The 21,757-nt window shown below is 36.3% G+C and carries 18 protein-coding genes and 1 pseudogene; 17 read left to right on the top strand and 2 right to left on the bottom strand.

Annotated features, from left to right (window positions below; translation table 11 throughout):
- Positions 1-18: 18 nt before the first annotated feature.
- Complete coding sequence (locus ACPDHL_RS09855; protein ID WP_430532597.1) at positions 19-879, bottom strand: MBL fold metallo-hydrolase; 861 nt, start codon at positions 877-879, stop codon at positions 19-21.
- A 542-nt stretch (positions 880-1,421) separates the two neighbouring features.
- Here ACPDHL_RS09855 and ACPDHL_RS09850 point away from each other — a divergent pair.
- The 4 genes from ACPDHL_RS09850 to sufD all read left to right on the top strand — a co-directional run bounded on the left by ACPDHL_RS09850 (position 1,422) and on the right by sufD (position 5,470).
- Complete coding sequence (locus ACPDHL_RS09850) at positions 1,422-1,751, top strand: HesB/IscA family protein (RefSeq protein WP_430532596.1); 330 nt, start codon at positions 1,422-1,424, stop codon at positions 1,749-1,751.
- Positions 1,752-1,839: 88 nt separating this feature from the next.
- The gene (gene sufB, locus ACPDHL_RS09845) at positions 1,840-3,288 is read left to right on the top strand and encodes a Fe-S cluster assembly protein SufB (RefSeq protein WP_430532595.1); all 1,449 of its coding nucleotides are present in this window, start codon (positions 1,840-1,842) and stop codon (positions 3,286-3,288) included.
- Between the two features lie 60 nt (positions 3,289-3,348).
- Positions 3,349-4,095 carry a Fe-S cluster assembly ATPase SufC gene (gene sufC, locus ACPDHL_RS09840; protein ID WP_430532594.1) on the top strand — a complete coding sequence of 249 codons (747 nt, stop codon included), beginning with the start codon at positions 3,349-3,351 and terminating at the stop codon, positions 4,093-4,095.
- 55 nt (positions 4,096-4,150) lie between these two features.
- Positions 4,151-5,470 (top strand): Fe-S cluster assembly protein SufD, encoded by a 1,320-nt coding sequence (gene sufD / locus ACPDHL_RS09835; protein WP_430532593.1) that lies wholly within the window; start codon positions 4,151-4,153, stop codon positions 5,468-5,470.
- Between the two features lie 213 nt (positions 5,471-5,683).
- On the opposite strand, the gene ACPDHL_RS09830 is transcribed toward sufD, so the two are convergent.
- On the bottom strand, positions 5,684-6,334 hold the full coding sequence (locus ACPDHL_RS09830; RefSeq protein ID WP_430532592.1) for a LuxR C-terminal-related transcriptional regulator: 651 nt from the start codon (positions 6,332-6,334) through the stop codon (positions 5,684-5,686).
- 90 nt (positions 6,335-6,424) lie between these two features.
- Between ACPDHL_RS09830 and tssO (ACPDHL_RS09825) the strand changes: the two genes are divergently transcribed.
- The 13 genes and pseudogenes from tssO (ACPDHL_RS09825) (at position 6,425) to tssD (ending at position 21,412) form a co-directional block, all read left to right on the top strand.
- Entirely contained in the window at positions 6,425-6,940 is a 516-nt protein-coding gene (gene tssO / locus ACPDHL_RS09825) for a type VI secretion system TssO (protein WP_430532591.1), read from the top strand.
- Positions 6,941-6,946: 6 nt separating this feature from the next.
- Positions 6,947-7,471 carry a type VI secretion system TssO gene (tssO, locus tag ACPDHL_RS09820; protein WP_430532590.1) on the top strand — a complete coding sequence of 175 codons (525 nt, stop codon included), beginning with the start codon at positions 6,947-6,949 and terminating at the stop codon, positions 7,469-7,471.
- Between the two features lies 1 nt (position 7,472).
- Positions 7,473-8,381: a PKD domain-containing protein gene (locus tag ACPDHL_RS09815; RefSeq protein WP_430532589.1), complete on the top strand. Its 909-nt coding sequence runs from the start codon at positions 7,473-7,475 to the stop codon at positions 8,379-8,381.
- A 2-nt stretch (positions 8,382-8,383) separates the two neighbouring features.
- Positions 8,384-10,882 carry a type VI secretion system protein TssR domain-containing protein gene (gene tssR / locus ACPDHL_RS09810; protein ID WP_430532588.1) on the top strand — a complete coding sequence of 833 codons (2,499 nt, stop codon included), beginning with the start codon at positions 8,384-8,386 and terminating at the stop codon, positions 10,880-10,882.
- Between the two features lie 14 nt (positions 10,883-10,896).
- Positions 10,897-13,362, top strand: a complete 2,466-nt coding sequence (locus tag ACPDHL_RS09805; protein ID WP_430532587.1) for an ATP-dependent Clp protease ATP-binding subunit — start codon at positions 10,897-10,899, stop codon at positions 13,360-13,362.
- 5 nt (positions 13,363-13,367) lie between these two features.
- On the top strand, positions 13,368-13,808 hold the full coding sequence (locus tag ACPDHL_RS09800) for a GPW/gp25 family protein (RefSeq protein WP_430532586.1): 441 nt from the start codon (positions 13,368-13,370) through the stop codon (positions 13,806-13,808).
- Between the two features lie 12 nt (positions 13,809-13,820).
- Positions 13,821-15,719, top strand: coding sequence for a type VI secretion system baseplate subunit TssF (locus ACPDHL_RS09795; RefSeq protein ID WP_430532585.1), 1,899 nt, complete (start codon positions 13,821-13,823; stop codon positions 15,717-15,719).
- Positions 15,720-15,722: 3 nt separating this feature from the next.
- Complete coding sequence (locus ACPDHL_RS09790; protein WP_430532584.1) at positions 15,723-16,661, top strand: hypothetical protein; 939 nt, start codon at positions 15,723-15,725, stop codon at positions 16,659-16,661.
- Positions 16,662-16,680: 19 nt separating this feature from the next.
- Entirely contained in the window at positions 16,681-17,574 is an 894-nt protein-coding gene (locus tag ACPDHL_RS09785; RefSeq protein WP_430532583.1) for a TssN family type VI secretion system protein, read from the top strand.
- On the top strand, positions 17,571-18,728 hold the full coding sequence (locus ACPDHL_RS09780) for a hypothetical protein (RefSeq protein ID WP_430532582.1): 1,158 nt from the start codon (positions 17,571-17,573) through the stop codon (positions 18,726-18,728). The genes ACPDHL_RS09785 and ACPDHL_RS09780 overlap by 4 nt, the downstream gene beginning before the upstream one ends.
- An 11-nt stretch (positions 18,729-18,739) precedes the next feature.
- A complete protein-coding gene (locus tag ACPDHL_RS09775; protein WP_430532581.1) occupies positions 18,740-19,375 on the top strand; it encodes a type VI secretion system contractile sheath small subunit in 636 nt (211 codons plus the stop codon).
- Between the two features lie 6 nt (positions 19,376-19,381).
- Positions 19,382-20,739: pseudogene (locus ACPDHL_RS09770) on the top strand (DUF5458 family protein).
- 265 nt (positions 20,740-21,004) lie between these two features.
- Complete coding sequence (gene tssD / locus ACPDHL_RS09765) at positions 21,005-21,412, top strand: type VI secretion system tube protein TssD (protein ID WP_430532580.1); 408 nt, start codon at positions 21,005-21,007, stop codon at positions 21,410-21,412.
- The last annotated feature ends 345 nt before the right edge of the window (positions 21,413-21,757 follow it).

The following is a 21,757-nucleotide window of genomic DNA, read 5'->3' as shown; positions in this document are numbered from 1 at the left end:
AAAACTTTAGGCTTAACATTAAATTAAGATATCTGATGCCTTGAAAATTTCATTTAAACGCACTCCTTTTTCGGTGTGTTGTACTGTAATTATTTCGTTATGTGCATCATGTTCTAAGAATAGCAACCAGTTTTCGTCAGCTGCCATTTTTAAAAATTTTTCTTTTTCACTTAAAGTTAACAAAGGTCTGGTGTCATATCCCATTACATAGGGCAAGGGTACATGACCTGCTGTTGGTAGAAGATCGGCAGCAAAGGCCAATTTGCGTCCCTTGTAGTTGAGTATGGGAATCATTTGCTTCTCTGTGTGTCCATCGGCAAAGAAAATCGAACAACCCAAATCCGTTTCCGCTAGGTAGTCAGTGTTGCCTCTAGCGATAAAATGCAAGGCTCCACTTTTTTGAATGGGCAGTATATTCTCAGGTAAAAAAGACGCTTTTTCTCTTGCGTTGGGGTGGGTTGCCCATTGCCAATGCTCTTCGTTTGACCAATAACGCGCATTTTTAAAGGCATTGACATAACCCGTTCTATTTGCATTCCAATTCACTGCACCACCGACATGATCAAAGTGAAGATGCGTCAAGAATACATCCGTAATATCATCAGGATGAAAGCCGTGTTGTGCCAGTGATTTTTCTACTGTATGATTACCCCATAGTGCGTAGTATCCAAAGAATTTGTCCGATTGTTTGTTGCCCATACCTGTATCGAAGAGTAGGAGTCGATTGCCCTCTTCAAGTAGGAGTAAACGCGCCCCTAGATCAATTTGATTGTTTGTATCGGCGGGATTGGTTCGGTTCCAAAGGGATTTGGGAACCACGCCAAACATAGCACCCCCATCTAATTTAAAGTTACCACTTTCTATGCTGTATAATTTCATATCGACTTGTTTTACATGTGATGGATGCAAAGTAAGAAATTTATGCAAAAGGAAGGGTATAGGAATTGGATTTCCTTGGGCAAAAAAAGTTCTATTGGTCGTACATCAACAGAAAAATAAAGCAGAAGATTCATCTAAAAAAGCAAAAAATAAAACGTAATGTCTCATTTTTATGCTTTGTATTTAAAGCGTTGAAAAAAAGTATTTTACCTCTAAGAAGGAAAAAAAATGCTTTTCTTGGATTTGTTCAATCCTTTCTTTTTTTTGTGTCTTGTATATCCAAAATTAGATGCGAAATTTGTAACGAAAGCTTTTTAAATAGAAAAAGAATTTATTTCCTGTATTAAACGGATTTTGATTTGGTAGTAAATTTGATAATCTACTGCGTAATAAGTAATTAAAAATGGTTTAGAACAATAGATTTTATCGATTTTAGTATTAAAACTTCTAATCGTTATAAATATGTTAGTTAGTGTTAGAAACCATTTTTTTATAATACCTTTGTCAATCGGTATAGAATTAATCTATTTTAAGTAAAACGTATGATAAAAGTTTCAGATATAGCAAGTAAACGCGTCGCTCTTTTGATGGAAGATGAAGGATTCGATTCCAAAAAAGATTATGTACGTGTAGGGGTAGAAAGCGGCGGATGTTCCGGCTTATCCTACCAATTGAAATTTGACCGTGAAATTGCAGAAACAGATCAAGTTTTTGAAGACAACGGGGTGAAGATTGCTGTTGATAAAAAAAGCTTTTTGTATTTAGTAGGAACAACTCTTGAATATTCAGGAGGGTTAAATGGAAAAGGTTTCTACTTTAACAACCCGAATGCAAGTAGAACTTGCGGTTGTGGAGAAAGTTTTTCTTTATAGTACAAAAAAGGGAAGAACTCAATCTTCCCTTTTACCAAAGTAAAGTCTAATGTAGAAGCAGGTAATAATTGCTTTTAAGTACCAATATATGAGCAAGTATACAGAAGAAGATTTAAAAAAAGAATTAGAAGGTAAGGAGTATGAGTATGGATTCTATACAGATATAGAATCTGAAACATTTCCGATTGGATTGAATGAAGAGATCGTCAGAGCTATTTCTGCTAAAAAAGAAGAGCCTGAATGGATGACAAACTGGAGGTTAGAATCGTTCCGTATCTGGAAAGAGATGACAGAACCGGAATGGGCCAATGTGCAGTATGAAAAGCCAGATTTCCAAGCTATTTCGTATTATTCAGCACCAAAAAGTAAAGATAAATACAAAAGTTTAGATGAAGTTGATCCAGAATTATTGGAGACGTTCAACAAATTAGGTATTTCAATAGACGAACAAAAACGTTTGTCTGGTGTTGCAATAGATATTGTAATGGATTCCGTTTCTGTGGCTACGACATTTAAAGAAACCTTAGCAGAAAAGGGAATTATATTCTGTTCTATTTCTGAAGCGATTAGAGAATATCCCGAATTAGTAAAAAAATATTTGGGAACTGTAGTGCCGCAAACGGATAATTTCTATGCTGCATTAAATTCAGCAGTATTCTCTGACGGATCGTTCTGTTATATTCCTAAAGGCGTTCGTTGTCCGATGGAATTATCGACGTATTTCCGTATTAATCAAGCGGGAACAGGTCAATTTGAGCGTACGTTAGTTATTGCAGATGAAGGAAGTTATGTTTCTTATTTAGAGGGATGTACTGCACCGTCTCGCGACGAGAATCAGTTGCACGCTGCTGTGGTTGAATTGATCGCTTTAGACGATGCTGAAATCAAGTACTCTACAGTTCAAAACTGGTATCCTGGAGACAAAGGAGGTAAAGGAGGCGTGTTCAACTTCGTAACAAAACGCGGATTGTGTGAAACCAATGCTAAGATCTCTTGGACACAGGTAGAAACTGGATCAGCAGTAACATGGAAATATCCTTCTTGTATATTGAAAGGAGATAATTCTGTAGGAGAATTCTATTCTGTTGCGGTTACTAATAATTTCCAACAGGCGGATACAGGAACAAAAATGATTCACTTAGGTAAGAATACGAAATCGACTATTATATCGAAAGGTATTTCAGCTGGTAAATCTCAAAATAGTTATCGCGGTTTAGTGCAAGTAGGTCCTCGTGCCGAAAACGCTAGAAACTTTTCTCAATGTGATTCATTGTTAATGGGTAACGAATGTGGGGCCCATACTTTCCCTTACATTGAGGCAAGAAATTCAACAGCTCAAATTGAACACGAAGCAACAACAAGTAAAATTGGTGAAGATCAGATTTTCTATTGTAACCAACGTGGAATTTCAACTGAGAAAGCAATTGCTTTGATTGTCAATGGTTTCTCAAAAGAAGTATTGAACAAATTACCGATGGAGTTCGCTGTAGAAGCACAAAAATTACTAGAGATTTCATTAGAAGGAAGTGTGGGTTAATCCACGATAAACTAATGAAGGCATTTCGTATCATTACAAATTTAAAATAACAAACAGTTTATGTTACAGATAAAAAACCTACACGCAAGTGTTGAAAATAAAGAAATATTAAAAGGAATTAATTTAGAAGTAAAGGCAGGTGAAGTTCACGCAATTATGGGACCGAACGGTGCTGGTAAAAGTACATTATCTTCTGTAATTGCTGGAAATGAGGCTTTTGAAGTAACGGAAGGTGAAATGTTATTGGAAGGAGAAGAGTTAGGTGAATTAGCTCCTGAAGAAAGAGCACACAAAGGCGTGTTTTTATCTTTTCAATACCCAGTTGAAATTCCGGGAGTTTCCGTAACGAATTTCATTAAAACAGCCATCAACGAAGCGAAAAAAGCAAAAGGAGAAGAGGAGATGCCTGCGAATGAAATGTTGAAAAAGATCAAGGAAAAATCAGAATTACTTGAAATCGATAGAAAATTCTTATCGCGTTCGTTGAATGAAGGATTCTCTGGAGGAGAGAAAAAGCGTAATGAGATTTTTCAAATGGCGATGTTAGAACCTAAACTTGCCATCTTAGATGAAACAGACTCAGGACTAGATATCGATGCATTGCGTATTGTAGCTAATGGAGTAAATAAATTAAAAAGCGAAGATAATGCCGTAATCTTAATTACGCACTACCAACGCTTGTTAGAGTATATCGTTCCTGATTTTGTACACGTTTTATACGACGGAAAAATTGTAAAAACAGGAGGAAAAGAATTAGCCTTAGAATTAGAAGAAAAAGGATACGACTGGATTAAAGAATCGCTATAATCTTGCGATTGGTTACAGTATACAGTCATTTTAATCTAATAGGTAAATAAGGAATATGGAACTTAAAGATAAATTAATAACGTCTTTTGTTGCTTTCGAACAGCAATTAAGTGGTGAGCATGATACGCTACACAAAATTCGCGTAGAAGGACTAAAGACTTTTGAAGATAAGGGATTCCCAACAAAAAAAGATGAAGCGTGGAAATATACTTCGTTGAATTCAATCTTAAAACAAGATTTTTGTGTGGTTCCCAAGAAAGAGGTAGCAATCGAGTACAAAGAAGTTAAACAGTACTTTTTAAGTGATTCTGATACGTATAAATTGGTATTTATCAATGGCGTATTCAGTTCGCATTTATCGTCTACTACACATGATGGTTTAGATGTTTGTTTGATGTCAGCGGCTTTGACTAAGCCGAAGTATAAAATGGTGATTGACAATTACTACAATACCATTGCAGATAAAAACGACAGCTTAACGGCTTTAAATTCGGCTTATGCAGTAGAAGGAGCATTTATTAATATTCCTAAGAGCAAAGTAGTTTCTAAACCGATTGAAATTATTTATTTGTCTACTTCAGGAGAACAAGCTTTATTGGTTCAACCGCGTAATTTAGTTATCGTGGGTGAAAATGCACATGTTCAAATCTTAGAACGTCACCAAAGTTTAGACGATTGCAGTGTATTTACCAATTCAGTTACGGAGATCTTTAGTCACAAACGCGCAATTGTCGATTTCTATAAATTGCAAAATGACTTAGATACAGGGACATTGATTGACAATACCTTCATCAAACAAAAACAAGAGAGTAGAGTATCAGTACACACGTTTTCTTTTGGAGGTAAGTTAACGCGAAACAACTTGAATTTCTATCAAGATGGAGAGCGTATTGACAGTACGATGAAAGGGATTACGCTAATTGGCGGTAAACAACACGTGGATCACTATACCTTGGTTTCTCATGATAGTCCAAACTGTGAAAGTCACCAAAATTATAAAGGATTGTATGATGACAATTCAATAGGTGTTTTCAATGGAAAGATTTATGTGGATAAGATTGCTCAAAAAACAGATGGTTTCCAACAGAGTAACAATATCTTGTTGAGCGATAAAGCACAAGTGTATACAAAACCACAGCTGGAAATCTTCGCAGATGACGTTCGCTGTTCGCATGGTTGTACCATCGGTCAATTAGATGAAGAAGCAATGTTCTATATGCGTCAACGTGGTATTCCTCAAAAAGAGGCAAAAGCATTGTTGATGTATGCCTTTACAGATGAAGTAATGGAATCGGTAAAAATTCCAGAATTGAAAGGTAAAGTGGCAAAAGTAATTGCTTCTAAACTTGGAGTATCTATGGGATTTGATATTTAATATTTAAGTATTCAACATAACAAAAGGGTAGTTAACGATGGGTTAACTACCCTTTTTTATTTTCCCTGTTTTAAGCGTTTAAATTCGATTGTAGTAATCTTAGTTCTGACAAAGGAGAAAGTGCTTTAAAACGAAGATAATGGATCTGTAGGCTATCCATGGGCCCCATTGGGGAAAGTTATAGCTAGTATCGTTTATCTTAATCCTTTTTTTTTACTTGTAATTGTGTAGGTTTTGCTCCACACAGTAAGTAATTAATTGAATTTTATTTTTAACCTTGAATTTTTGGGTAAGCTTTTTGATATAGGTCTCAACAGTTCTTCCACTAAGGTGTACTAAAGCTCCAATTTCTTTATTGGTCAGCCCTTTACTTGCATGATTGATGATTTGTAGTTCCAGAAGAGAGGGTTGATAAAAGGCTTTTTGTTGATCGATGTTGGAGACAGAAAACGCAGTTGTACTCTTTTTCCATTGATCAAGATGTTGGGTGTAGGTATCTTCCTGTTCCTGGAGTAAAGCAAGTAATAGCGCAAAGATTACTGTACTGTTTTTTTGACAATAATAGACCTTTTTATATTCTTTTAATGATTGGTGAATATCCGCTTGATAGACTTGTGAATAGGTTATTATCGGTGTTTGATTATTTTTTTTTCGCAAAATTTTAATGGCTTCAATACCAGTTATAATAGGGGTGAAACTATCTATTAATAGAAAATTATTCTGTTTGAAAATTATTCTATTAACGAGCTCATAACCATTAGCATACGCATCGAGTAATTCGAAGTTTAATGTACGATTAATATGTTCAATAATTACATTTCTGAAATGTAAGTCAGACTCACAAATGGATAGATTAATTGGCATTTATGTATTTTTTATCTTGGATAATATAAAATTAATACTAATTTTGAGTAATTATATTATTCGTGATAAATAAATTAAATTAGTTCTATTATGTATTTGAAAAGTATAAATTATAAGAATATTTATTTACAATTCACTTATTTCTTTGCGAAGTTTATATTTTTGATTTTAGCTTTTTTTCTAGTTATCTACTTTTTTTTTGAAAGTTCGGACCAACAAAAGAAACAGGTGAGCAGAGATATTACAGCGTATAAAACAGTGCTGAACAAACAATACACTTTGCAAAATAAAGTGGACACGGTGTATTACTATATGCGCTTATTAAACACAGATAAGGTGCAAAATGACGGGGCATTAGAACTGTATATTATCAAACAAGTACAAGAGATAAAAAATCTAGTGAAAGTCGAAAAATCAGAAGATTTCAGTTATTATAATTTATTGTTTACTCAACTGGATAGTTTGTTGCTTTTGAAAAGTCAAATCATCCAAGTGAATACGGAAGAAGCATTGGCTTTAAAAGATCTAACTGAATGCTTGAACCGTTTCAAAGCAGTACACAAAGAGTTAAATGATGATCCCATACGAAAATTCAACATTAAATAATTTCCAATGCGATACTATCGATCTCAGTCACTTTCTCAAAAAGAGCGTACCTATCAATTTTTATATCTAGTTAGCATGTTACTACTCACGCAGCTCTTATTAGGCTTGATTTTTTTGTCTTCCTATCAGTCGCCATTTTCACAAACAACTGTATTGGATGCCCAATTAGTAGAACAGTACAACCAATTTAATGATCTACAAAAGACGGTGGAGCCAGTCATGAAAGAAACGTTTCAAAAAATCAGTCAACTGCAAGCTACTAGTCCGCAACCTCAGGTTGAAAATGACCTAGCAAGACGCATTGATGCTGTGGCTAGTTTTTTTAGCCATACGAATAGTTATGATCCTAGAAAGGAAGGCTATAGGCAAATAGCAAATTTTTATCAGATGTATTTTGAAGACAAAAAGATTGTAGGAAGGAAAACGGAAAATACCGAACAATTTCGCAAGGAGTTTGAGGAATGTAGCATTGGCTTTAAAGATAAGAAACAACAATTGATTCAACGAAAGAACATGCAATTGGCGAAATAAAATGAGTTATAAGAGAAAAAATAAGGATCAGTTGATTTTACTTCTAGCAGGAATTTTGCTCTTGCTACTAGGGGGTATTTACTTTTTCCAAAAAAAAGTTTACGCTCCGTTTTCAGGGATGAAAATAACCGTATACCCAACGGTACTTGAGGTCGGAGATACGCTTCATGTTAGTGAAGATCATATCGCCTTTCAAGGAGTAAAACGATGGGAATTTGGCGATGGGAATTTTTCTATGGAGAATAAAGGGACACACAGCTATAAAAACCCTGGATTTTATCAAGTGACATTTACGATTAATGAAAGGGTAGCTCGAACTGTTGCTATTGAGGTGAAACCAAGTTCAAAAAAGGATAATGGCGATTATTTTACCACGGTAGATGCACCTTCTGAGGCCATGCAGTATGAACATGTGATTTTCCGTGCCAATACAACTAAGGCTAGCTTATTCAGCTGGAAATTTGGAGAAACAGGAACGATTGATGCCAAAGAACCTTTTGTCATTTATACCTATCAAGAACCTGGTGAGTATCGGGTATATCTCTATACCGATGAAACAGCGTATCCTGTGATACACAACATAACCATTCACCCTTCATTTAAAAAACTGACGGAGGCATTAGATGTGGAAGAACAATACAAAGAAATCGATAGTGATTTTAAAGAACACCTGCAACAAATCGCGCTAGGAGTAGCTTTTAATGAGCACTATAACTATTTGGTAAAAAAGTATTTATGTGATAATGAAAATGCTTTTGTTTCGGTGAATACCAGTAAAAAAAATTCGTTTTATTACTACTGTATGGGACTGCGATTTGATCGCAATGCAGTGATTCAATCGGTTAAAGTAGGTTTTGATCAAGAAGTGAAATGTGTGACAAAAATTGCGGTTGAACAAATATTGAATTAGAGATGAAAGATCGGGTTGCACGTAGATTATGGGCTTTATTATTTGTTGGAGGAATAGGGTTATGGAGCTGTGGAGGGAAAAAAATTACGGTTCAAAAAACACCTCCATCTAGTATGATTTACCCGTGGAGAGACAACGAATTGTTGGTTGGATTTCCAAAATATTCGAAGCCGTGGATTGTTTTTGCTTCGAGAGAAGCAGGGTCATTTTATGCTAGCCCAAAGGATGAGCAGGCGGATAAGAAAGCTTTGTTTTTTGATCCCTTTGTTGTTTTGAAAAAACGCGGAGATCGCTATAAAGTAATAAAATACGAAGCAGGTAGTATAGTGAATGGGCAAGTGGACAAAGCACGACTAAACACGCAAGGATGGATGCGCGAAAAAGATTTGTTGTTGTGGAGCGAATCGCTTCGAAGTGCTACAAGCGGTTTCCGCTTGAAAGGATTGCTATCACTTCAGGATACCGATGTAATTACTCATAGTGAAGATTTTGTACAAAATGATTCAATCACGCTATTTCAAGACCCAAGCTTATTGCATCCTTCGACTCGTAAAATGCCAATTAATGCTGTCGTTTACCCCTATATGTTTACGGCTGATCAAAAACGAGTACTTATTGGAGAAAACCCTAAAATTGATGCCGATCAATTGGATCCTAAACAGTATGGTTGGGTAGATGCGCGTATTTTGTCTATTTGGGGAGAACGAACGGCTTTCAGAATCAAATCAACACCCGGTATGCCTGCCGTACAATTGGGCTTAGGTAATCCAAAGGGAGTTGCTGCTTTTACACCTGTAATATCTTCCGCCGAAGTAGAGGATATAAATGATCTTTATCATTTGTATCCCTTGACCTATCACTGGAGTAAGGATGATTTTGAGATTCGCTATTGGGATCATTTTTTGGACTATACGGAAAACAGCATTTTCAATGTGGATGGGGCGTCAATATCCTATTCGACCTATAAAAAAATGGTAGAAGAGCAACGAAAGCTGAATGTAGTTTTTGTGCTCGATGGATCACAGGAAGTCATGCGTCATGTCTCGTCTTTTAAAGCTATATTTCAGGGATTAGCAACGCAATTTGACCCGCAATCACACTTTGACTCTATTTCCTATTCAACACTTTTCTATCAAGTTGATCCAGCTAGTAAACAACAGTATGAAGTACAGATGAAGGATTTTGCAACATGGGCTAATTCTTTTGAACGACCTATGGATTTTCAAGAGACAACAGCAACCAAAACAACATTGTATGAATCGATTGAAGACTTGAAAAACCTCTTGCAGTCACGTGAATACCAGAGTAATCTAGTGGTTATTGTTGGTGAAACAATACAGACAGAAGATAGAGAAAAACAGCAAGATATCATTGCGAAAATCGTCGATACACATTGTCGTTTACTTTTTTATCAAGTTCAGGCAAATTATAGGGATCCTTATAACGATTTTGTCCTGTTTGCGGAAGACGTACTTAAAACTTCGTCTGATCAGCTTGTACCGTATAAAAAGCAACAATTGATTCACCATGAAAATGTTGTAGAAACGAATGAATTTGATTTGTCACGCGGAAATGAAGGGGTCTATCAACTGAATTATCCTTTGCAAAGCATGCATCAAGGCGCAGTTATATTTCCCAAAAAAGGAGAAGTAAATACGCCGTTTTTGTTGCAAAAGACCCTACAAGCTATAACACAGTCAATTGTTGTGGATAATCAGAAGATAGATAGTACGTTGACGGCTGTTTTTAGGAGTGATCAGGGGATGTCTCGGACTAAAATAAAACCGATGTACCTTCCTTTTTTTCCACAAGAACAGCGTTATGTTTCGCAAGCTATTGCTCGTTTATTAGGCGATCAAACTTATGTCTACCTACAAAAGGGGAGACTTAAAAAACAAGAGGGTGCTGAATCTAATGTCTTGGAGTATGGTGTGTTGTTGGATGAAGATGAATTGGAACAACTACGCGATTATTACCTCAGTATTTATGCGGGTGTCTTTAAGAATAAGAAGGTATCCAATCGGCAAATGATTCGCAATTATATCCAAGTTGCAAGAGATAAAAGTATTTTGCCTAAAAAGCTCAAGAGAAGATTTTTACTTGATAACACCTTGTTCCTTGGGTTATTTCAACAGACGGGACTGTATGAAATACCTCTTGATTCACTGTCGAATCTCCAACTAAAAAAATGGAGGCAAAGCCGGTGGATGAATGCGAAAATGTTGGAGGATTTCTTTACAAGTTTTAAGACAAAAGCCAGTGAAATAGAGGAACACAAAGGAGATAAATCCGTTCGTTTTCAGCAACACAACCAAACTTTTTATTGGTTAAACACAACCTATCTCCCGCTATTAAATTATAGTACTGGAAAAAGAAAAGATCAGGCTTTTGATTTTTTACCTGTCGAGCATGAGAAAATCAAGGAACAACTTCCAAAAAATGAAATTAATGAAGGCCACGCGAAGGATTATATAGAACGCGTGAAAAGAGGAATGCCTTAAAAACAAAAGAGAATATGAATGCAGTACTATTCAATGAATCCGTAGAAGAAGTGATTCATATCGCGAAGTCAATTGCGAGAGAAAATTATAATGCTAGATATGATGGAGCACATGTCTTACAAGCATTGATGCATAAAAATATCGATTTATACGATTTTTTAGAGCGAATCGATAAAGATCCAACTTATTTTTATGAATGGGCAGAGGTTAGAATTGAAGCATATCCTAAAACGACACAACTCACAGCTGATATTACAGCGGCAAGTACATTGCGATTGATGTGGGATAATGCAGAAGATGTGCGAAGTAAATTAGGCCTTGTAGAAATAACGCCCTTTTGTGTATTGGCTAGTCTGGTAAAGCCCAATACGGTTTTTACGGCGGAAGAGTTAAGTTCTTTATCACTAAGAGAAGCAGAATTGTTTCAGGCTTTTCAATCTCAAGAGGATTCATCTTTTTACTTGGACGAGGAACAAGAATTCAGCTCAATATTGTTCTCTGCTTTGGGAAATTATGGAATTAATATGCTTCATGAAGCTAAAAATGGACATTTTTCGCCCTTGGTTGGTCGTGAACAAGAAACTCGAACGCTAGTTGAAATTTTAGGTCGAAAATCAAAGCCCAATGTTCTTTTAGTTGGAGAACCAGGTGTTGGCAAAACGACATTGGTTGAAGGATTTGCACATCAGTTGATTCAAGGAGCTGTACCTGAGTTATTAAAAGCAAGTCAACTGTTTCAGTTAGACCTAAGTCAACTTGTTGCGGGTACGAGTTACAAGGGTGAAGTAGAAGATCGCTTGAAGAAGGTGCTAACGGAGTGTAAATATTGGGGACATACTCTTCTTTTTATCGATGAAATTCACCAATTGCTGGATCATAAAGGAAGTTTAGGAGGGATTGCCAATTTGTTGAAGCCAGACTTGGCAAAGGGTACTTTGACCGTTATTGGTACAACAACCGTGGAGGAATATCGCAAGATTATTGAGCCAGCGTTGGCTTTTAACAGGCGATTTGAGCGATTAGACATTGTCGAACCCGATGAACAAACGGCAGTGAAAATGTTGTTGAATGTTGTTGGAAGTTATGAAGCCCACCACGGAATTCAAGTAGAGGAAAAGGCATTGGTTACTTGTGTGGCATTGGCCAAGCGCTATGCCAAAGAAAAGAAACTACCTGATACGGCTTTGGACTTACTAGATCGCACCATGGCGGCGATTAGTCTGTTGGATGATCGTTCCACTGCTGCGTTGATGTCATGGAGGAATGATTATGATTCCTGTTTATTGCAGGGATTTGTTGATGAGCAAGCCAAAGCAATAGAGCTGGTTTGGCAGTATAATCAATTGAAAAATAGAATTAGTCCCATTTTATGGGGATTTTTAACTGAACAACCCAAATTAGAACAAAGTATGTCCAGTGCGCGATTGGATCAAGAAATAAAGGCAATTTATGGCGAATTATTGGAACATAGTACGCGAAAGTTTGGTCGAGTAACTAGTTTGGAGCTTGCGGCCGTTATGGCGGCTAAAACGGGTATTCCTTTGGGAAAAATACAAGCGCAAGAAAAAGAGAAACTCCTGACAATGGAAGAACTACTAGGCCAACGTGTAGTGGGCCAACAACACGCCCTAAAAATAGTTACAGATGCAATTCTGGAAAGCCGAAGTGGATTGAATAAACCAGGTCAACCTATTGGATCTTTTTTCTTTTTAGGACCTACGGGTACAGGAAAAACAGAACTCGCCAAAGCTATTGCTTCTTTGCTTTTCAACGATGAAAAAGCCATGATTCGCTTTGATATGTCAGAGTTCAAAGAAGAACATGCAGCTGCTTTACTCTATGGAGCACCCCCAGGATATGTTGGCTATGAAGAGGGCGGAATGTTGGTCAATAAAATTAGACAACAACCCTATGCCGTGGTTTTATTTGACGAAATTGAAAAAGCACATCCTTCTATTTTTGATGTCTTTCTCCAGCTAATGGATGAGGGGAAAATCCACGATAAACTAGGAAAAGAAGGCGATTTCAGCAACGCTTTGATTTTGTTTACCTCCAATATTGCCAGTGATGCTATACGTACTGCTTTTGGCAAGCAGGAGATTCCAACTTCAAAGCAACTCATGGAGCTCATGGAAGGTTATTTTCGGCCAGAATTTCTCGGTCGAATTACAGAAATTGTTCCTTTTGGACCCATTACAGAAAGCATGGCAGAAGAGATCTTTTCCATTCAGTTGAAGTCCTTAATTCATGCCTTCGAACGATTGAATATTGCCTTTGAAATTTCGGATTTAGCAAGGAAAAAATTGGCCCTATCTGGATTTACTAGTCAATATGGTGCACGACAGATCAATGGTGTGATTCGACAAGAAATTGCACGACCTATTTCGAAAATGATTGTAAGAGAACAGTTGGTAGCTGGACAAAAAATTCAAGTTGATTGGCAAGGAGAATCTGTTGTTTTCACCTTGTTAAATAGTTAAAATGGATGCAACATACTTTTTTAAAATTTCCTTTTAATCCAGAAACTGCCATGACGGAAGGATCGCTAGTACCCATGTGTAGTTTGGCTGAAAGTATTGCTCAACATGTGATGTTGCTGATTTTGACACGAAAAGGAGAAAATCGTTTTAACCCTGATTATGGCAATGCGATATGGGATTTAGAGTTTGATAATGCCATTACAATTGTGGAATGGGAATGCATTTTTGAAGAGAGTTTACTAGAACAAATCAGGAAATATGAGCCGAGAATCTGTGATCCCCAGATTCAAGTACATATGGAGTACGTGGAACATACTTATGGGACGAAAAACTTTGTGGAGATCCGAAAAAAAGCCAAAATAGGGATTAATGCGACGTTAACGGACATAGGGGAACGCTATACATTTAGCACGCATATCTATTTAAGTCCAATGGCGGTTGATTAAAAAAATAAAGCGATGAAAAAGATTGTAAATAACCATGCAAAGGAAGTCATAAAGGCAAGAATTCTTCATCAGGCTACTAAACTTTGGGGGGTACATAATCCCAATGCGCTGGATCCACTTGTTTCCTTATTGATTGATGCATTTAGTACGGAGATTTTTAAAGTGAATAATGATATCGAAAATATCAAAGTCAATATTTTAGAAAAAATAGCACGAGTATTGACACCGAGTATTTATACCTATCCAAGACCTGCCCATGCTATAGCGATCACCCATCCCGAAGAATCAAGAGAAGTTTTGTTGAATCACCAAGAGTTTTACAGTAAAAAGATATTTACTTCAAATGTGAAAGCAGTGGCGGATCTCAAACTTGATATTCCTTTTACTGCTGTAGATCATGTACAACTTGTTAAATCCAAGGTCTGTTATTGCTTAATTGGGAATAGAATTTGGGAGTATGATGTTTTTTACAACAGTCGAGCAATCGTAAAACTCGATCGAGCTATAGCGAATAATCAACTCTTTCTGGCTTTGGATCTCAGTGGATATGAATCAGAATATACTCCTGATCGCTTTAGTTTGTATTGCGATAATCCTACCTACGAGAGTCTGGGTTTTGTGTATCAATTGCTGCCGTTTATCAAGGCTTCAGCGAAAGGTAAACCCTTAGTGGTTACAGGTGGGTTATCCTATTCAAACCAAGTAAATAAAAGCGGATATGAAGCAACGATTGAGGATTATTCTATTGAAAATCGAATTCAAGAGAATATTAAGGCGATTTATGCAGGTAAATTCATAGAATTAAGTGGATTTAAACGAAAGATGGAAGATTTAGCACTTGGTGTTGTGCCAGAAGCTATCGCTTTTTTAAATCGCAATGAAGAAGCTCAAAACTTAATAAAAGACAAAAAATTACTTTGGATTCAAATCGATTTTCCAGCACAATATAGCCAAGAAATTATGGAAGGTTTTTCTTTTTACTTGAATGCCTTTCCTGTATACAACAGAGGGTGGAGACAGAATGAATCGAGTTTGGACATTATGGGAAATACGATTCCATTGGTCACACAAGTTGGAGAAGCCTTTTTATATACGGAGCAGATTGTCGATAGTCATGCAAGGATATACAATGAGATTCTCTTTTCGGAGAACAACAGTTTAAGGCAAGGATTATATACCGTTCGCAAAGGAGGAATGGAGCGATTTAGTGAGCGTAATGCTATTGATCTTATTACACAGGTGATAGAATTAACGAGAGATGAGGTTTCAGCCTTTGGGATTTTGGATCGAGATAAAGTGATTGATGCGCTCAAGAAGATGGTGGATCAGATGCAGTCATTAGATCAGAAAGTCAAGGCTGTGAATGGCCGTGTAGCTAATGAGGTCCACTATGTCATTGTAGAGCCAATGGCACAGACTGAATACGTAAAAGCAACGTATTGGGTTACCCATTGTACACTAGCTAATAGCATTCGAAAAGGCATTCAGCTTAGTCAACAAGATAAAGTGTACACGAACGTCAATAGGCACATTACGCTGTTGAGTACCACTTTAGGAGGAGAACGAGAAAAGACGGGGACGGATGTCATTCAGGCCTATAAATATGCGTTAACCACGCGGGATAAAATTATTTCAAATGAAGACGTAAAAAATTATTGTAAAATGGTTTTACAAGCGAATTGTAAGCATATAGCTATTTCCAAAGGGATACAGGTAAGTGATAAGCCGAAAGAAGGCTTTGTACGAACAGTAAACATTGAAATTGTAGTAGATAATTATGAAGAGATGGGGACACTGTATTGGGCGGATTATTCGCGTAGTTTAAAGCAAGAAATTGAGAGTAGATCAATCGATGGAATAACGTATCTGGTCCATTTTAGAGGAGGTCATCTGAATGAAGAAGAAGCCTAGTACATGAAAGATATCAATGAACTATACGTCCAAGATTACAATAGCTTGGAGACGGATTATAAAACAGAGGTAATTGCTTATACTATTTGGAAATGTTACCCCGATCTCGATGGTGTTTTTTTGAAGCGATTAGGGAGTAATAATCGCAGCTTTCACAAAGATCTAAAGTGTATTAAAGCGGAATACATGGAGGTGAAAGAAAAAATAATTCATATTGAAACCTATAGAGAAGGTCTTTATGATTATTTGCCTGAAGGTATCTTTCATCCACCTTCCCTTAATCGAGGGCAAAAAAATATTACGGATGTAGTGGATCAAATTCGACAGGAAAGGCTTGTTGAACAAAAAGCACGCTCCTTTTTCCAACCTTTTGAGATGGAAATCTATTTCAGCCAATTAAAAGCTTTAGATCTCGCTGCTAGTTTTGACGGGTTGGATCAACACAATCAATATTTAGTCTTGTTAGAAGAATTATGGCCCTTATTAAAGCTTTTGGACGCTAAAAATGCGCGAATTTTTACCTTTTTGCTTCCCTATTTTCACGTGGCAAGAGGCAAAAAAGAATGGATAGAGCAGTGCTTAAGTACTTGTTTTAAACTACCTGTAACCATTTACTTTATTCCCAATGTAATCGCAGAATTTGAAGCAATTTCCTCTTCCTTGGTTTTGGGAAATATACGACTGGGATTAACGAGTGTACTAGTCGATGATCATTTTGATGGAGAAAAAAGTTGGATGTTTCACTTTGGGCCAATTGTTTATTCGGATCTGCATTTGTATTTGGATGGAACACCTTTGAGGATTTTGTTACAAGCGCTATACGAGTATTGTTTACCCGTTACTGCTACTGTGATAGAACACTTCCTTACCCAAAAAGAGAAAGAGTCATTTCGACTAGACAATAACAATAATAGCTTACTAGGATATTCAACCTATTTGTGAACTATAAACAACAATCGTTATGCACATAGAATTTATAAAAGCCTTTTTTATTCAATATTTAATTATACCAACAGTACTTGTTGTACTTGCTTTTTTACTGATTTGGCTGAAAAAAAAATTGCCCTTTATCAAGTCTAAAGAACTAATTTTTTACCTTTTGGTTGGGGGTGTACTGCTTAGCTTACCTGGAGTATTTGGCTTTGCAGGAAATACTTTTAACCCTTATTGGTACTTGATTGGGAGTATTCTTTACTTCTTATTGGGTTGGATCCATTTACATCAAATACTAAAGCGATTTCAAGCTCCCGATATCCCCGAAGGATTATCAATGCTATTTGAATTGACTATCACAGTATTTCTACTGCTGTTTGGGACAATGCTCTTTGTCTATCTTTTCGATTGGCTTAGCCCTTTTAAAGGGTATGCATGGTTAGCCGCTTCTTGTAGCCTTACTTTTTTAATACCCTTGCTTTTTTTCTATAGCTACGTTCAATTTTTAAAGATACCCTTTAGTATTTATAAGACGTGGAACTATGATGAAAATAAACAAGTGTTTGATTTAGATGGTTTTGATTTAAATAAACTTAGAGTAGTTACGCTGGAGTTAAGTAAAAATGGCAGAGATGGACATCAATTTAGGATTAAGGCAAAAACACTTTTGACTGGACTTACTTTTGGCGATTGGTTTCAGAAAGTATTGGAGGATTACAACTTCAAAAATGCAGGGAATACAATCGAATTGAGCAATGAGGAGGGCGTGTATTATACCTGGATTTTTTACGTAAAACGCTCTCTTTTTCACTTGAGAAACTATATTGATTTTGATCTCGATATGGCCCAAAATAAAATTAGGGAAAACGATGTAATTATTTGCAAACGCGTGATCGAATACAAACAACAAATAGACGAATGAAAATGATAAATTCCGAAAAATATGAAGCCGTTAACTGGGTTGACGGTATGAAAATTTCGCAGCAACACTTTGATGCACACACTAATTTTATTTTGGATGGATTTAGAGAGGTACGCGCTGTTTTTACCAATGTATTTAATTATGGTTTGTTACCCGTAAGCTCTAGAAAGAGCGAGCAAGCCATTTTTGAAGTTTTTGATTCTTTAACGGGGGATGTTGAAGTGATTATTAAGCGTTGTAGTGCTTTAACTCCTGCAGGTTTTAGAATTGATCTCACCGATTTTACAACGAGTTTAAAGGGATTAATTCCAGTAGTGGGAGAGGAGTTACATCAGCAAAATATCGCCTACTACTTGATTGTTTCGGTAAATCCCTTTGATAAAATTCCATATGGAACGCTTGATTTAGAAGAAAGTCCTCCCCGATATCCTTTTACTAAACCAAAACATCGGATAGATTTTATGCCCGTAAATTCTTTTGATACGGATGGATTAAGAAGTGATTCCAATTTTATTGTGTTAGGTAAAGTGATTGTTCAAGGGGAAAAAATACAACCTGATTTGCACTTTATCCCCCCTTGTACGAGTATGATGAGTCATCCGTTACTACTTAATTCATACAATCGCGCAGCAACATCGATGCCCATGCTACAAAAGTATGCGATGCGCATTTTTCAAAAAAATCTGGTAGACAAACAAAATTCAAAACTCGCAACTAGTGTGAAGCAATTGTGCCAGATACTCATTCATGATATCGGTAGTGTTTATTTTCACTTTAGGAACGTGATCCCTCATGTATCACCTATTTATTTTGTGTCGTGTTTTTCGCAATTGGCTATTCATCTACATCAAGCAACACAAGTACTATCTCCAGTAGAACTAGAGGAAATGCTCAACTATATTGGCGAATGGAGTGATATCGCTCCTCATGTTTTTTTGCATCAGTTAATTCATGTGTCGGAAATAAAGTATCAGCATGTGGACTGTGGACTGCATTTGGATCAAATACAGCTTCTATTAAACAGTTTGGAAAAGATTTTTTTACAACTAAGCGAGTTGGATTATATCGGACAACGCAAGGAAAATATCATCATTACAGAACTGGATGTAACACCCACGCCGAAAACAAATCGCGGTTGGAGTGTTTTGGATTAGAAAGAAAGTATATGGTGCTGTTTGATCAAGTAAAAAAAGTAGTACAGTCGATTGCAGAATCTGTAGAAGTAAGTCTGGACCAGGTATTCCGGGCAAAGGCCTTTAGCAGAAATAAGAAGGAAGATTTTGATAAGGATCAAGATAAACAAACGGTTTCAAACAGCGAAAAAAATAATTTTAATTTAAATAAGAACAAGAAAATGACAATGTTTAATTATGGTGTTGGCGGAAATGAAGTAAAAGTAGATGCTAACGAAGCAATTCAAGAAATACAGGGCAATAAAAGTTTATTAGTCGCCAAACTTACAACGGATGACGCGGTTTCACCTGAAATCGTTGCAGGTTTGAAAACAGTTGAAGCGGTGTTCAATTATTATGGACCAAGCTTAGCGATGGAACATGAGACCACAACAGGTCAAACGGTAAAAGAAGAATTTAGATTCGAGAATTTAGGGGATTTTACGCCTAAAAAAATGGTGGAAAATTCGGCCTTTTTAAAAGGACTGAAAGTAGAGGAAGAACAGTACAATAAGATTGTTAAACAAATGCGCGTCAATAAAGTACTTCGAAAAGTACTGGAAGACCAAGAGGCAAAAAAAGAATTTGCCGATACATTAAAAGCAATTGCAAAAGAATTAGAAAAGTAAAAAAACATGGCAAAATTAGATCAAGAAGCACAACAAGTATCCAATCAAGCACAACAGAGTATGCTAAGTTCGACGGTCGTTGGAAAATCGCTAGATAAATTAGGTGGATTTGGATTTGTTGAAACTGTGGTGGACGGTATGGCAAATATGAATCCCGAACGTAAGGCGCGAAAGCAAATTTTTCTTACCGATTCAAGTAAAAGAGAAGAGCGTGAAGATTTGTTGAAAAATATTCAGTTATGGTTGGAATTATTAGAATCTGAACAACCTGTAGCGACGCTGATTGATGCTTGTAAAGAAAAAGCAACACAAGCCGTAACATGCCTAAAAAGCAATTTAAAACAAGCGTTGCTTCGAAGTCGTGAGTTAGAGATTTCCTATCGAACGATGGCACAGTTTTATAAAAATACAGAATTAGATAAAGTGGATAATGTACATATTATCAATGCGTCCATGGAACAAATAACGGATCTAGACAACCCAGTATTCATCAATTTTATTGCAGAAGAATTTAAGTTGTATTATGATCGATTAGACTTAAGAGACAATTATTCCTTGTTATCCATTCCCGGTTATATGGGATCTAATATGGTCGTCGATAAATGGGCTAAAATTTGCAATGAAAACAAGGTCATGTTATTGACGGATTTTGCGAATTTAGATAAGCCAGATGATGTCGTTGATTTGTTTAATTCTGCAATTTGACCAGTGGTGATGTTCACAAAAGCAATGTTATTATGACGTGTAATTGGTTGGTTGGTCGTGGTCGAGCAACGGAGGTAGGAGAAGAAGAAGATGTGTTTATTGCTCCTTCAACTTCTCTTATGGGGAAGATTCACAAAACACTAATGTCCCAAGTCGCTGCAGGTAAAAAACATGGGGGAATCAACGAAGTTGATGCTGTTAAGTTTGAACTCAAAAAAAGTGAAATCTCTCAGCTTGAAAAAATGGGACTTGTCCCTATGGTCAATGAATATGGAAAAATTATGGCTTTTTCTGCTAAAACTTTATTTGATGGAGATAATATTGGATTGCAAACGTATTCTGTAGTTCGTGTTTTCGATTATGTAACTAAAGTTTTGCTTGATTTCTTAAATCGCAGAGCCTTTGAAAATTGGAATGCAAAAAATGAAGATGATTTGAGAAAGCAAATTGTACAGTTCTTAGATGGTATTAAGGGAGCGGATAAATTGATTGAAAAATTTAAAATCGTTCGTTTTGAGCAAGATAAGCATCAAAAAGACCGCGTGTGGCTCGATATCCGTCTAACACCTTATTTCCCCGCAAAAAGCTTTGTAATTAAGTTAGATGGGCATAAAGGAGATGATGGTAATGATTGGGAGGCGGAATATGTACAAGATTAATTCAATACGGAGGTAACCCCGTCAATTTTAACTCAAAAGCAGGAGGTGAAATACGATTTTAACTACCTTGTATTTGCTTTCTATAGGGTATTGCATTATAGTTCTTTGAATTGTGTATTTGTTGGGTATTAATATTTAGATTTGTTAATTTCTATTGTTTTTTAACAGTAAAATCCCTTTATTTTTTTAAAAACAGCAGAAAAATAAAGTTGGATTTAAAAATACTCTTTAAGTTTGATCTAGTAATAATTTAAAACTAAAAACTATGGCAGAAAACAATTCAAGAGCTGTATTAAAATTCAATGGCGGCGACGCACAGAAAGTACTAAATCTGAAGTACGGTGTATCTCGTTCTGTAGATGTTTCAGGACGGGTAGCATCAGATCCTTCCAATGCTCTTATTACTATTACTGTAGAAGCAACTGATAAATCAGAGATTTTAGAAAGTTTGCTTAATGGTAAGTACAAACCAACAACTGGAGAGATTATCTTCAATAAATCTCATGAAGAAGGTACTTTAATTTCGTTGAAATGGTCTAATGGATATGTGATCCAGCATCATGTTGATTTTGATGCAATTAATTCAAATGCCATGTATATTTCTTTTGTGGTGAGTGCAGAGCAGATTGATTATGGAAATTCTGCATATCAGGGAACTTGGCCAAGTGCATAATTGAGTTGAGTTAGAAGTTAGTACACTGTTTTTTAGAACCCAGAATGGGTATAAAGTTTGTTTTACAAAGCTTCCTGTAGCAATGCAAATTGTATAATCCAATGGTTTTGTTTACTTACTTCATACTTGTTCTGGTTTCTTTTATACTTAGGTAGGTCGATCTCCATCTAGTTTGAGATGTGATCCTAACATGTTCTTCCATTTCGAATCATCAGATCTCAAATGGATATAGGGGGGGATAAGGTAAGTCCTAGAATACTAGTATTTTTCTTTTCTACTTTCTATCAAATGAGCTCCAACAATTGTGGAGCATTTTCTCCTATAAGTAGTTAGTAACTAATTAAT

This window comes from Myroides sp. C15-4, from assembly GCF_050522745.1.
In the GTDB taxonomy this organism is placed as follows: domain Bacteria; phylum Bacteroidota; class Bacteroidia; order Flavobacteriales; family Flavobacteriaceae; genus Flavobacterium.
Note: the sequence above shows the minus strand (reverse complement) of the source record. Positions and strands in the feature narration are given on the sequence as shown.

Bases quoted from the DNA above. Each gene is read 5' to 3' on its own strand.
- tssR (WP_430532588.1), top strand. From the start codon at position 8,384: ATGAAAGATCGGGTTGCACGTAGATTATGGGCTTTATTATTTGTTGGA.
- tssD (WP_430532580.1), top strand. From the start codon at position 21,005: ATGGCAGAAAACAATTCAAGAGCTGTATTAAAATTCAATGGCGGCGAC.
- tssO (WP_430532591.1), top strand. From the start codon at position 6,425: ATGTATTTGAAAAGTATAAATTATAAGAATATTTATTTACAATTCACT.
- sufC (WP_430532594.1), top strand. From the start codon at position 3,349: ATGTTACAGATAAAAAACCTACACGCAAGTGTTGAAAATAAAGAAATA.
- ACPDHL_RS09800 (WP_430532586.1), top strand. From the start codon at position 13,368: ATGCAACATACTTTTTTAAAATTTCCTTTTAATCCAGAAACTGCCATG.
- ACPDHL_RS09790 (WP_430532584.1), top strand. From the start codon at position 15,723: ATGAAAGATATCAATGAACTATACGTCCAAGATTACAATAGCTTGGAG.
- ACPDHL_RS09850 (WP_430532596.1), top strand. From the start codon at position 1,422: ATGATAAAAGTTTCAGATATAGCAAGTAAACGCGTCGCTCTTTTGATG.
- sufD (WP_430532593.1), top strand. From the start codon at position 4,151: ATGGAACTTAAAGATAAATTAATAACGTCTTTTGTTGCTTTCGAACAG.
- tssO (WP_430532590.1), top strand. From the start codon at position 6,947: ATGCGATACTATCGATCTCAGTCACTTTCTCAAAAAGAGCGTACCTAT.
- ACPDHL_RS09805 (WP_430532587.1), top strand. From the start codon at position 10,897: ATGAATGCAGTACTATTCAATGAATCCGTAGAAGAAGTGATTCATATC.
- ACPDHL_RS09780 (WP_430532582.1), top strand. From the start codon at position 17,571: ATGAAAATGATAAATTCCGAAAAATATGAAGCCGTTAACTGGGTTGAC.
- ACPDHL_RS09785 (WP_430532583.1), top strand. From the start codon at position 16,681: ATGCACATAGAATTTATAAAAGCCTTTTTTATTCAATATTTAATTATA.
- ACPDHL_RS09815 (WP_430532589.1), top strand. From the start codon at position 7,473: ATGAGTTATAAGAGAAAAAATAAGGATCAGTTGATTTTACTTCTAGCA.
- ACPDHL_RS09795 (WP_430532585.1), top strand. From the start codon at position 13,821: ATGAAAAAGATTGTAAATAACCATGCAAAGGAAGTCATAAAGGCAAGA.
- ACPDHL_RS09855 (WP_430532597.1), bottom strand. From the start codon at position 879: ATGAAATTATACAGCATAGAAAGTGGTAACTTTAAATTAGATGGGGGT.
- sufB (WP_430532595.1), top strand. From the start codon at position 1,840: ATGAGCAAGTATACAGAAGAAGATTTAAAAAAAGAATTAGAAGGTAAG.
- ACPDHL_RS09775 (WP_430532581.1), top strand. From the start codon at position 18,740: ATGGTGCTGTTTGATCAAGTAAAAAAAGTAGTACAGTCGATTGCAGAA.
- ACPDHL_RS09830 (WP_430532592.1), bottom strand. From the start codon at position 6,334: ATGCCAATTAATCTATCCATTTGTGAGTCTGACTTACATTTCAGAAAT.